Below are 12291 nucleotides of genomic sequence, written 5' to 3'. Positions count from 1 at the left end.
GGCGAGGACTTGAGCATGGGATCCACTTCCGCCGAGAACAACGGAACCGGTGGCGTAGGCCGCCGCGATCTGATCAAGCGGTCCGCCGCGCTGGGCCTGATCTCCGTTCCCACCATGAGCTTCCTGTCGGCCTGTGCCAGCAGTGGCGGCGACGACGACGGGGACAAGGCCAAAGCCGGCAAGAAGACCGCGAAGAACCCGCTGGGCGTGAACGACACCGCCGGGATGGAGTTCGTCCTGTTCGACGGCGGTTTCGGCAAGGAGTACGCCGAGGACGCGGTGAAGATCTACGAGAAGAACTTCCCCAAGGCCAAGGTGAAGTTCTCGGCCACCCAGAAGATCCAGTCCACCCTCCAGCCCCGCTTCAACCAGGGCACCCCGCCGGACCTCATCGACAACTCCGGCGCCGAGCAGATGGACATGGGCGTCCTGGCCGGCAAGAACCAGCTCACCGACCTCACCCCGCTGCTGGACTCCGCGTCCTACGACGACCCGAACAAGAAGGTCCGCGACACGCTGCGCCCCGGCATCGTGGAGATGGGCCAACTCGACGGCGACCCGGTCTGGATCATGTACTACGCCTACACGGTGTACGGCGTCTGGTACTCGCAGAAGGCCCTGGACTCGCTCGACGCCACGTATCCCGAGACGTGGGACGAGATGCTCGCGGTGTGCGAGAAGGCCAAGAAGAAGGGCATGGCGGGCTGGACGTACGCGGGCAAGTACCCGTACTACCTGCCCTTCTCGCTCTACCCGATGATCGGCAAGGTGGGCGGCGTCGAGGTCCTGGACGCGATCGACAACCTGGAGCCGAACGCCTGGAAGCACCCGGCGGTCAAGGCGTGTTTCGAGGCCTACTACGAGCTCTACAAGAAGGGCTACATCCTCAAGGGCACGCCCGGTCTCGACCACATCCAGTCGCAGACCGCGTGGGCCAAGGGCAAGGCGCTGTTCATCCCGAACGGCTCCTGGGTGGAGAACGAGTCGGCGAACGTCATGCCCGCCGACTTCGACCTCGCGGTCTCCGCGCCCACCGGCATCGACTCCTCCGACAAGCTGCCGTTCGGCACGATCTGGGCCTCCGGCGGCGAGCCCTTCATCGTCCCGGCCAAGGCGAAGAACGGCGTGGGCGGCATGGAGCAGCTGCGCATCATGCTCAGTGAGGCGTCCTCGAAGAACTTCACCAGCAAGGTCAAGTCGCTCACCGCGTACAACGGCGGCACCGACGGCATCACCCTCACCCCCGGTCTCAAGTCCGGTGTCGCGGCGCTCGACAAGGCGGGGGACAACGTGGTGAATCCGCGTCTGCAGGACTGGTACGTGCAGTTGCAGAAGGAAAAGATCGGGGTGTCCGGACTCGGCGAGATGATGGCCGGCCGGCTCACTCCGGCCGAGGCCATCAAGAAGATCCAGGCCTTCGCCGACGAGACCGCCAAGGACACGTCGATCAAGCACTACAAGCACCAGTAACAGAACCGGAGAAGCGATGCAGCACGGCAAGTACCGGTTCATCGTGGGGTTTCTGGCGCTGCCCCTCGGACTGTACGCGCTTTTCGTGATCTGGCCGTTCATCCAGTCCATCTACTACTCGTTCACGGACTGGACCGGTCTGAGCCCCGAATTCAAGATGGTCGGCCTGGACAATTACCGGAGGATGCTGGACGACGAGATCTTCTGGAAGTCCTTGCAGCACAGCTTGATGTTCGCGGTCGTGCTGCCGCTGCTGACGATCAGTCTGGCGCTGTTCTTCGCTTTCATGATCAATGTCGGCGGACGGAGAAGGAAGGGCGGCCCGGTGATCTCCGGTGTCCGGGGCTCTTCCTTCTACAAGATCGTCTACTTCTTCCCGCAGGTGCTCTCGATCGCCATCGTCGCCCTGCTGTTCGCGTTCGCGTACAACCCGGACAGCGGAGCGATCAACTCGCTGCTGCGCGGGATCGGGCTCGACAGCGTCCAGCCCCTGTGGCTGGGCGACCCGAGCCTGGCCCTGTGGTGCGTGATGGCGGTGCTGGTGTGGTCCACGGTCGGCTTCTTCGTGGTCCTCTTCTCCGCCGGTATGGCCTCCATCCCGGCGGACCTGTACGAGGCGGCGCTGCTCGACGGGGCGGGCCGCGCCACCACGTTCTTCCGGATCACCCTGCCGCTGCTCTGGGACACCGTGCAGTCCGGCTGGGTCTACATGGGCATCCTCGCCCTCGGCGCCGAGTCGTTCGCGGTCGTACAGATCATGACGACCGGGCCGGGCGGTCCCGACTACTCGACCACCGTCCTGGTTCTGTACGTGTACCAGAAGGCGTTCCGCGACGGACAGGCCGCCTACGCCACCACGATCGGTGTCGCCCTGCTCGTCGTCACGCTGGCCTTCGCGGCCCTCGTGATGCGACTGGGCCGGCGCGAGCGGCTGGAGTACTGATCAGATGAAGACGACCGAGACCTCCGCCTCCGTACCGGCCCAGCCCGGTTCCCCCGTCGACAAGGTCGGCTCCGCGGCCGGCCCGCCCCGGAAGGAGAAGAAGGAGGGCACCACCCTCAACGTCTTCTCGCACGGGATCCTGGTCATCTGGGCGATCCTCGTCGTCATGCCGCTGCTCTGGGCGGTGATGACGTCCTTCAAGGACGACAGCGCCATCTTCGGCTCGCCCTGGTCGCTGCCCGACAAGCTGCACTTCGACAACTGGTCGCGGGCCTGGACCGAGGCCAACATGAGCGACTACTTCCTCAACACCATTCTGGTGGTGGGAGGTTCACTCGTCGGCACCCTGGTGCTCGGTTCGATGGCGGCCTATGTGCTGGCCCGCTTCGACTTCCCGGGCAACCGGTTCATTTACTACCTGTTCATCGGAGGCATGAGCTTCCCGATCATGCTCGCGCTGGTCCCGCTGTTCTACGTCGTGAACAACATGGGCCTGCTGAACACGATCCACGGGCTCATCCTGGTCTACATCGCCTACTCGCTCCCGTTCACGGTGTTCTTCCTCACCGCGTTCTTCCGCACCCTGCCCAGCTCGGTGGCGGAGGCGGCCTTCGTGGACGGGGCCTCGCACTCCCGGACGTTCTTCCAGATCATGCTGCCGATGGCCAAGCCCGGCCTGATCAGCGTGGGCATCTTCAACTTCCTCGGGCAGTGGAACCAGTACATGCTGCCCACCGTGCTCAACACCGACCCGGACAAGCGCGTCCTCACCCAGGGACTGGTCCAGCTGGCGGTCAGCCAGGGCTACAAGGGTGACTGGTCCGGCCTGTTCGCGGGCCTGGTCATGGCCATGCTGCCGGTACTCGCGGCGTACATCGTCTTCCAGCGTCAGGTGGTGCAGGGACTCACCGCGGGGGCGCTCAAGTAGCGCCCGGCGGCCCGTACGGACACCGCTCCCGGCAGTGCCGGGAGCGGCCTTCGGCATGGTGTTCAACAACCCGGATGCGGTTCAACCTCTTGACGGGAGGCGACCCGAACGGCTCAGCTTAGAGTTCACTAGTTGGACATAGACGGGGCCTCATCGATGCGGTCCCGCGCGCAGGAGGTCGTCGTGGAGACTCCGGGGTCGCAGTCGTCACTGCACCGAGCCAACCTGGAACGCGTGGTGCGGGCCGTCCGACTGGCCGGGTCGCTCACACAGGCGGAGATCGCCCGGTCCACGGGCCTGTCCGCGGCAACCGTCTCCAATATCGTGCGCGAGCTCAAGGACGGCGGAACGGTCGAGGTCACCCCCACCTCGGCGGGTGGCCGCCGGGCCCGCAGCGTCTCCCTGAGCGGGGACGCCGGCATCGTCATCGGCGTCGACTTCGGGCACACCCATCTGCGGGTCGCGGTCGGGAACCTGGCCCACCAGGTGCTGGCCGAGGAGTCCGAGCCGCTCGATGTCGACGCCTCCTCGGCGCAGGGCTTCGACCGGGCCGAACAGCTGGTCAATCGCCTGATCGCAGCAACGGGCGTCGACCGTTCCAAGATCGCCGGCGTGGGTCTCGGTGTCCCCGGACCCATCGACCTGGACTCCGGCTCGCTCGGCTCCTCCGCCATCCTGCCGGGCTGGATCGGCACCAAGCCGGCCGAGGAGCTGGGCGGGCGCCTGGGCGTGCCCGTGCACGTGGACAACGACGCCAATCTCGGCGCCCTCGGGGAGCTGGTGTGGGGCAGCGGCCGGGGGGTGCGCGACCTGGCGTACATCAAGGTCGCCAGCGGTGTCGGCGCAGGTCTGGTGATCAGCGGCAAGATCTACCGCGGTCCAGGTGGCACGGCGGGAGAAATCGGGCATATTACGCTTGATGAATCCGGCCCCGTCTGCCGCTGCGGCAACCGCGGCTGCCTGGAGACCTTCGCGGCGGCGCGCTATGTACTGCCGCTCCTCCAGTCCAGCCACGGGACGGATCTGACGATGGAAGGCGTGGTGAGGCTGGCGCGGGACGGAGACCCGGGCTGCCGTCGGGTGATTGCCGACGTCGGCCGACACATCGGCAGTGGAGTCGCCAATCTCTGCAATCTGCTGAACCCGAGCCGGGTGGTCCTGGGCGGTGATCTCGCCGAGGCCGGCGAGCTGGTGCTCGGGCCGATCAGGGAGTCTGTCGGTCGCTATGCGATCCCCAGTGCGGCACGCCGGTTGTCGGTGCTGCCGGGGGCGCTCGGAGGCCGTGCGGAGGTGCTCGGAGCACTGGCCCTCGCGCTCAGCGAGATGGGTGATTCGACCCTTTTGGACGGCACGCTGCACGCTGCGACGCCTGCCTTCACTTAGAGAACGCAGGACGCCGTTGCCATCTCGTTAAGTATTTACTTCTTGACGTCGCACGCGTGGCCGAGTTGACTTCCAGCCACCTCGGCCGCAACGACGCGGCCTCGTCAGGGAGGTTCAAAAGTGAACACGCTTATGCGTCGTACTGCCGTTGCCGTCGCGATCGGGGCGCTCTCCGTCTCCGTCGCCGCTTGTGGCAAGGCGGGCGACGACGACTCGGACAGCGGCGGCAGCTCGGACAGCAAGTCGATCGGCCTGCTTCTTCCCGACAGCGTCACCGCTCGTTACGAGAAGTTCGACAAGCCGTACTTCGAGGACAAGGTCGCCGAGCTCTGCTCCGACTGCAAGGTCGAGTACGCCAACGCCGCGGCCGACTCGGCCAAGCAGGCGCAGCAGGTCAGCAGCATGATCACCAAGGGCGTCAAGGTCATCGTGATCAGCGCCCAGGACTCCGCCGCGATCAAGTCCTCGATCCAGAAGGCCGTCGACAAGGGCATCAAGGTCATCGCGTACGACCGTCTGGCCCAGGGCCCGGTCTCCGCGTACGTCTCCTTCGACAACGTCAAGGTCGGCGAGCTCCAGGGCCAGGCCCTGATCGACTCCCTCGGCGACAAGGCGACCACCAAGTCCAAGGTCGTCATGATCAACGGTGACGACGCCGACCCGAACGCCGCGCAGTTCAAGGAAGGCGCCCACAAGGCCCTCGACAACAAGGTGGACATCGCCTACGAGCAGTCGGGTCTGTGGAAGGACACGGTCGCCGCCCAAAAGATGTCGGCCGCCATCACCCAGATCGGCGCCAAGAAGATCGCGGGCGTCTACGCCGCGAACGACGGCATGGCCGGCGGCATCGCCACCGTCCTCAAGGGCGCCGGCATCAGCGGCATCCCGCTGACCGGTCAGGACGCGGAGCTCGCCGGTATCCAGCGCATCGTCGCCGGTACCCAGTCCAGCACCGTCTACAAGGCCTTCAAGCCGGAGGCCGACGCGGCCGCCCAGCTCGCGGTCAACCTGCTCGAAGGCAAGAGCATCGACTCCCTCGCCACCGAGACGCTGACCAGCGGCTCCGGCAACAAGGTGCCCTCGCAGCTGCTGACCCCGGTCTCGGTCACCGTCGACAACATCAAGGACACGGTGATCAAGGACAAGCTCTACACCGTCGCCGACATCTGCACCGCGGAGTACGCCGCCAAGTGCAAGGCCGCCGGTCTGGAGTAGCAGTCGCCGCCCCTCGGCGGCAATCACAGCCTGTCCGGCGTCCGCCCCACCTTCATACCCCGCTGCGGGGCGGGCGCCGGACGGAAGCACGCCACGAGCGACCTCAGGGCCGCTCAGCCGTTGCCAAGTGGCGTCGGCCGTGCGCATGTTCATCTTGTAAATCGGTGCCTTGAGCACCACCCTCCGCGCCTTTCGACAAGCGCGGCATCCCCGCCGGTCAGGCGGCGAAGGAGATGGTTCACGTGTCCGCTACGCCCGTGCTGGCGTTGCGCGGAGTCTCCAAGCGATTCGGTGCGGTGCAGGCCCTCACCGAGGTCGACCTGGAGGTTCACGCCGGAGAAGTGGTCGCCCTGGTGGGCGACAACGGCGCAGGAAAGTCCACGCTGGTCAAGACGATCGCCGGCGTGCATCCCATCGACGAGGGCGTCATCGAGTGGGACGGCCGGCCGGTCAGCATCGACAAGCCGCACGACGCCCAGGGACTCGGCGTCGCGACGGTCTACCAGGACCTCGCCCTGTGCGACAACCTCGATGTGGTCGGCAACCTCTACCTCGGACGCGAGCTGCTGCACCGCGGCGTCATCGACGAGGTCACGATGGAGAAGAACGCCCGCGAGCTGCTGAGCACCCTCTCCATCCGCATCCCGAGCGTGCGCATCCCGATCGCCAGCCTCTCCGGCGGCCAGCGTCAGGTCGTCGCCATCGCCCGCGCGCTGATCGGCGACCCCAAGATCGTCATCCTCGACGAGCCCACCGCCGCCCTGGGCGTCGAGCAGACCGCCCAGGTCCTCGACCTGGTCGAGCGGCTGCGCGAGCGCAACCTCGGCGTCATCCTCATCAGCCACAACATGGCTGACGTGAAGGCGGTCGCGGACACCGTCGCCGTCCTGCGCCTGGGCAGGAACAACGGTTCCTTCCCGGTGAAGGACACCACCCACGAAGAGATCATCGCCGCGATCACCGGTGCCACGGACAACGCCGTGACCCGTCGCGCGGGGCGCACCACGGAGGCGGCAAAGTGAGCGAAACGTCCAAGACCGTGAAGCAGGATCCGGAGCCGGCGGCCCAGAAGACCGTCGCCCCGGCGGACGACCCCACGGCCGCGCCCGTCACCGTCGTCGACCCGCGGCTGCTGATCCGCGAAGAGGGCTTCAAGGGCTACTGGACCGAGTTCAAGCGGAAGATGAAGGGCGGCGAGCTCGGCTCCCTGCCCGTCGTCATCGGGCTGATCGTCATCTGGACGATCTTCCAGCTGCAGAACGACCGGTTCCTCAGCGCCGACAACCTCTCCAACATCAGCTACTACCTCTCGGCCACCGGCATGCTCGCCATCGGCCTGGTCTTCGTGCTGCTGCTGGGTGAGATCGACCTGTCCGTCGGTTCCGTCAGCGGTCTGGCCTCCACGCTGTTCGCGGTGTTCGTGGTCGACCACGGCGTGAACTCCTGGCTGGCCCTGCTGCTGACCGTGATCACCGGTGTCGGCATCGGCGCCCTGCACGGCTGGTTCTTCGCCCGGATCGGCGTACCGGCCTTCGTGGTGACCCTGGCGGGCTTCCTCGGCTGGAACGGTCTGATGCTGTGGCTGCTCGGTGAGAGCGGCACCATCAACATCCCGGACGAGGGTCCGGTGCACCTGTTCGGCCAGAGCTCGTTCTTCATGAACCAGGCCATCGTCGGCGCCTACCTGCTGGCCGCCCTCGGTGTCGTGGCCATGCTCGCGGGCTCGCTCATCGAGCAGCGCCGCCGTCGCGAGGCCGGTGTGCCCTACCGGCCCACCAGCGAGATCGCGCTGCGGGTCGGCGCCCTCGCGGTGGCCGCGTTCGTCGCCGCGTACGTGCTGAACTCGTCCGCCGGTGTCTCCAACGCGCTGGTGATCTTCCTCGCCTCGCTGGTCGTCGTGGACTTCGTGCTGCGGCGTACGACGTACGGCCGCAAGATCTTCGCGGTCGGCGGTGGCATCGAGGCGGCCCGCCGTGCCGGTATCAACGTGTCGATGGTCCGGATCACCGTCTTCGCCATCGCCGGTGGCTTCGCGGCGGTCGGCGGTATGTTCTTCGCCGGCCAGACGCAGAGCGCGACGCTGAACGCCGGTGGCGGCAACACGCTGATGCTGGCCATCGCGGCGGCGGTCATCGGTGGCACCAGCCTCTTCGGCGGGCGGGGCACCGTGTGGTCCGCGCTGCTGGGCATGCTGGTCATCCAGTCGATCCAGACCGGCCTGGACCTGCTGAACATGAACACGTCGATCCAGTACATGATCACGGGTGCGGTTCTGCTGGGTGCGGTCGTCATCGACTCCGTCTCGCGTAGGAGTCAGAAGGCCGCGGGTCGCGCGTAGCGCGGTCGCGCCGATTCGCCGTTGGGGTGCGGGGCGCACTGCGGGTGCCGGTTCGTCGTAACTGGTCGCGCCCACGCGGCGGAGCCGCACATGTCACAGCCCCGCGCCCCTTGCAGGGTGCTCCTGTTGCCCGGTGCCTCTGAGGTGCCGGGCACAGTCATGTCGTAGGAACGGTACATATTGGGTACAGCCGATCGCGTGACGTATCACGCACCGCCCGGGCGCGGTCTCCGAAGACGGAACATTAGACTCGACAAGCCCGGCAACAGCTCTACTGCAAGGAGGCACGGGTGCCGCTGCTGACCCGCATCAGGGGACCGCGTGATCTGGACCGGCTCAGCCTGGAGCAGCTGGACCAGCTGGCCGAGGAGATCCGGACCTTCCTGGTCGACGCCGTCTCCAAGACCGGCGGCCACCTCGGCCCCAACCTCGGTGTGGTCGAGCTCACCATCGCCCTGCACCGGGTGTTCGAATCGCCCAGGGACAAGGTGCTCTGGGACACCGGCCACCAGTCCTACGTGCACAAGCTGCTCACCGGCCGCCAGGACTTCTCCCGGCTGAAGATGAAGGGCGGCCTCTCCGGCTACCCCTCGCAGGCCGAGTCCGAGCACGACGTCATCGAGAACAGCCACGCCTCCACGGTCCTCGGCTGGGCCGACGGCATCGCCAAGGCCAACCAGATCCTCGACCGCGACGACCACGTGGTCGCCGTGATCGGTGACGGCGCCCTGACCGGCGGTATGGCCTGGGAGGCGCTCAACAACATCGCCGACGCGAAGGACCGCCCGCTGGTCATCGTCGTCAACGACAACGAGCGCTCGTACGCGCCGACCATCGGCGGCCTCGCCAACCACCTGGCGACCCTGCGGACCACGGACGGCTACGAGAGGTTCCTGGCCCGCGGCAAGGACCTCCTGGAGCGCACCCCGGTCGTCGGCAAGCCCCTCTACGAGACCCTGCACGGCGCGAAGAAGGGCCTCAAGGACTTCATCGCCCCCCAGGGCATGTTCGAGGACCTCGGCCTGAAGTACGTCGGCCCGATCGACGGCCACGACATCGAGGCCCTGGAGTCCGCGCTGGCCCGCGCCAAGCGTTTCGGCGGCCCGGTCATCGTGCACTGCCTCACCGAGAAGGGCCGCGGCTACCAGCCCGCCCTCCAGGACGAGGCGGACCGCTTCCACGGCATCGGCCCCATCCACCCCGACACCGGCCTGCCCATCAAGGTCTCGGGCGCCGACTGGACCTCGGTGTTCGGCGACGAGATGGTCGCGCTCGGCAAGGAGCGCGAGGACATCGTCGCGATCACGGCGGCGATGCTCCAGCCGGTCGGCCTGAAGAAGTTCGCGGAGGCCTTCCCGGACCGGATCTACGACGTCGGCATCGCCGAGCAGCACGGCGCGGTCTCCGCCGCGGGCCTCGCCGCCGGCGGGGTGCACCCCGTCTTCGCCGTGTACGCGACCTTCCTCAACCGCGCCTTCGACCAGGTCCTCATGGACGTCGCCCTGCACAAGTGCGGTGTCACGTTCGTGCTGGACCGGGCCGGGGTCACCGGCACCGACGGCGCCTCCCACAACGGCATGTGGGACATGTCGATCCTCCAGGTCGTGCCGGGCCTCAGGCTGGCCGCCCCACGCGACGCCGACCAGGTCCGCGCCCAGCTGCGCGAGGCCGTCAAGGTCGACGACGCGCCGACCGTGGTCCGCTTCTCCAAGGGCGCCGTCGGCCCCGCCGTACCCGCCGTGGGACGCGTCGGCGGCATGGACGTGCTGCGCGAGCCCGGTACCGACACCCCGGACGTGCTCCTCGTCTCGGTGGGCGCCCTCGCGCCCATGTGCCTGGAGATCGCCGGACTGCTCGACAAGCAGGGCATCACCACGACCGTCGTCGACCCGCGCTGGGTCAAACCCGTCGACGAGGCCATGGCCCCGCTCGCGGAGCGGCACCGGGTGGTCGTCACCGTCGAGGACAACTCCCGTGTCGGCGGCGTCGGTTCCACGATCGCGCAGGCCCTGCGCGACGCGGGTGTCGACATCCCGCTGCGCGACTTCGGCATCCCGCCGCGCTTCCTCGACCACGCCACCCGCGCCGAGGTCATGACGGAGATCGGGCTGACCGCGCCCGACATCGCCCGCCAGGTCACCGGCCTGGTCTCCAAGCTGGACGGCAGGTACGGCAGTACGGCGGCCGAGGTCGACTCGGTGGAATCCGCCCGCGACTGACGGCTCCCGGGCTCCGCCGAATGGGCCGGTCGTACCACTCTTCGCGGTGGAACGACCGGCCCGTTCGCGTGAATACGCCCGCGCCGGGGCATACGACCTACGCCCCCTCTCGATCATGTCGAGGACGACAAAGCGTGGGAGGTATCCGTGAGCAGCACCCTCTTCCGGACGAAGAAGGTCGAGCAGTCCATCCTCGATACCGAGGAGCCAGAGCACGCGCTCAAGAAATCCTTGTCCGCGCTGGATCTGACCGTCTTCGGCGTCGGCGTCATCATCGGCACCGGCATCTTCGTCCTGACCGGCACGGTCGCGAAGAACAACGCCGGTCCCGCCGTCGCCCTGGCCTTCGTGGTGGCCGGGGTCGTCTGCGCGCTCGCCGCGCTCTGCTACGCCGAGTTCGCCTCCACCGTCCCGGTGGCCGGCTCGGCCTACACCTTCTCGTACGCCTCCCTCGGGGAGATGCCCGCCTGGATCATCGGCTGGGACCTGGTCCTGGAGTTCGCGCTCGGCACCGCGGTGGTCGCCGTCGGCTGGTCCGGTTACATCGCCTCACTGCTCGACAACGCAGGCTGGCATCTGCCCGCGGCGCTCAGCGGCAGGGACGGGGCCGACGGCTTCGGCTTCGACATCCTCGCCGCCGCGCTCGTGCTGGTGCTCACCGGCGTCCTGGTGCTCGGCATGAAGCTGTCGGCGCGGATCACCTCGCTCGTCGTCGCCATCAAGGTGACCGTCGTCCTCGTCGTGATCATCGCGGGCGCGTTCTTCATCAAGGGTGACAACTACGACCCGTTCGTCCCGAAGGCGCAGGAGGTCTCGGCGGGCAACGGCCTCGACTCCCCGCTCATCCAGCTGATGTTCGGCTGGGCGCCCTCCAACTTCGGTGTGCTGGGCATCTTCACCGCCGCCTCGGTCGTCTTCTTCGCCTTCATCGGCTTCGACGTCGTGGCCACGGCCGCGGAGGAGACCAGGAATCCGCAGCGGGACATGCCACGCGGCATCATCGGCTCGCTGATCATCTGCACCGTGCTCTATGTGGCGGTGTCGATCGTGGTCACCGGCATGCAGCACTACACCGAGCTGTCCATCGACGCCCCGCTCGCCGACGCCTTCAAGGCCACCGGGCATCCCTGGTACGCGGGCTTCATCAGCTTCGGCGCCGCCGTCGGCCTGACGACCGTCTGCATGATCCTGCTGCTGGGCCAGACCCGCGTCTTCTTCGCGATGAGCCGCGACGGACTGCTGCCGCGCTTCTTCTCCCAGGTCCACCCGCGCTTCCAGACCCCGCACCGCCCGACCATCCTGCTCGGCGTCATCATCGCGGTCGTGGCCGGCTTCACCCCGCTGAGCGAGCTGGCCGAGCTGGTGAACATCGGTACGCTGTTCGCCTTCGTGGTCGTCGCGATCGGCGTCGTCATCCTCCGCCGCACCCGCCCCGACCTGCCCCGCTCCTTCCGCACCCCATGGGTCCCGATCCTGCCGATCGTCTCGGTGGCCGCCTCGCTGTGGCTGATGCTCAACCTGCCCGCCGAGACCTGGCTGCGGTTCGGCATCTGGATGCTGCTCGGCTTCCTCGTGTACTTCGTCTACGGCCGCTCCCACAGCCGTCTCGGCCTCCAGGAGAAGGCCGCGGCAGCCGAGACGGGCCGGCCCTCGAACAACACCGAGGGCTGACCCACCGCCTCGCCCCACCCCACCGGCTCGCCCGGGCTTCCACCTATGGAGGTCCGGGCGCGGCTGTAGCGGGGCGGGTGGTGGACAGCACCGAGGGCTGGCCTACCGGCTCGTCTCACCTCAT

Annotated in this window: 9 protein-coding genes; all 9 read left to right on the top strand. The window is 67.6% G+C overall.

Annotated features, from left to right (window positions below):
* The first annotated feature begins 15 nt into the window (after positions 1-15).
* The 9 genes from ngcE (at position 16) to ACZ5VD_RS17630 (ending at position 12167) form a co-directional block, all read left to right on the top strand.
* On the top strand, positions 16-1470 hold the full coding sequence (ngcE, locus tag ACZ5VD_RS17670) for an N-acetylglucosamine/diacetylchitobiose ABC transporter substrate-binding protein (RefSeq protein ID WP_468682640.1): 1455 nt from the start codon (positions 16-18) through the stop codon (positions 1468-1470).
* Positions 1471-1486: 16 nt separating this feature from the next.
* Entirely contained in the window at positions 1487-2413 is a 927-nt protein-coding gene (locus ACZ5VD_RS17665) for a carbohydrate ABC transporter permease (protein WP_468548236.1), read from the top strand.
* A gap of 4 nt (positions 2414-2417) precedes the next feature.
* Positions 2418-3341: a carbohydrate ABC transporter permease gene (locus ACZ5VD_RS17660; RefSeq protein ID WP_468682639.1), complete on the top strand. Its 924-nt coding sequence runs from the start codon at positions 2418-2420 to the stop codon at positions 3339-3341.
* A gap of 183 nt (positions 3342-3524) precedes the next feature.
* The gene (locus tag ACZ5VD_RS17655) at positions 3525-4724 is read left to right on the top strand and encodes an ROK family transcriptional regulator (protein ID WP_468548234.1); all 1200 of its coding nucleotides are present in this window, start codon (positions 3525-3527) and stop codon (positions 4722-4724) included.
* A gap of 132 nt (positions 4725-4856) precedes the next feature.
* Positions 4857-5939 carry a sugar ABC transporter substrate-binding protein gene (locus ACZ5VD_RS17650; RefSeq protein WP_468548326.1) on the top strand — a complete coding sequence of 361 codons (1083 nt, stop codon included), beginning with the start codon at positions 4857-4859 and terminating at the stop codon, positions 5937-5939.
* A gap of 233 nt (positions 5940-6172) precedes the next feature.
* Positions 6173-6961, top strand: coding sequence for an ATP-binding cassette domain-containing protein (locus tag ACZ5VD_RS17645; RefSeq protein ID WP_468548233.1), 789 nt, complete (start codon positions 6173-6175; stop codon positions 6959-6961).
* The gene (locus ACZ5VD_RS17640) at positions 6958-8277 is read left to right on the top strand and encodes a sugar ABC transporter permease (RefSeq protein ID WP_468548232.1); all 1320 of its coding nucleotides are present in this window, start codon (positions 6958-6960) and stop codon (positions 8275-8277) included. The genes ACZ5VD_RS17645 and ACZ5VD_RS17640 overlap by 4 nt, the downstream gene beginning before the upstream one ends.
* 290 nt (positions 8278-8567) lie before the next feature.
* Complete coding sequence (gene dxs, locus ACZ5VD_RS17635; RefSeq protein ID WP_468548231.1) at positions 8568-10496, top strand: 1-deoxy-D-xylulose-5-phosphate synthase; 1929 nt, start codon at positions 8568-8570, stop codon at positions 10494-10496.
* Positions 10497-10643: 147 nt separating this feature from the next.
* Entirely contained in the window at positions 10644-12167 is a 1524-nt protein-coding gene (locus tag ACZ5VD_RS17630) for an amino acid permease (RefSeq protein ID WP_468548230.1), read from the top strand.
* The last annotated feature ends 124 nt before the right edge of the window (positions 12168-12291 follow it).

Source organism: Streptomyces sp. NPDC032822 (assembly GCF_055578825.1).
The sequence above is the reverse complement of the archived record's forward strand: the minus strand, read 5'-3'. Positions and strand labels throughout refer to the sequence as shown.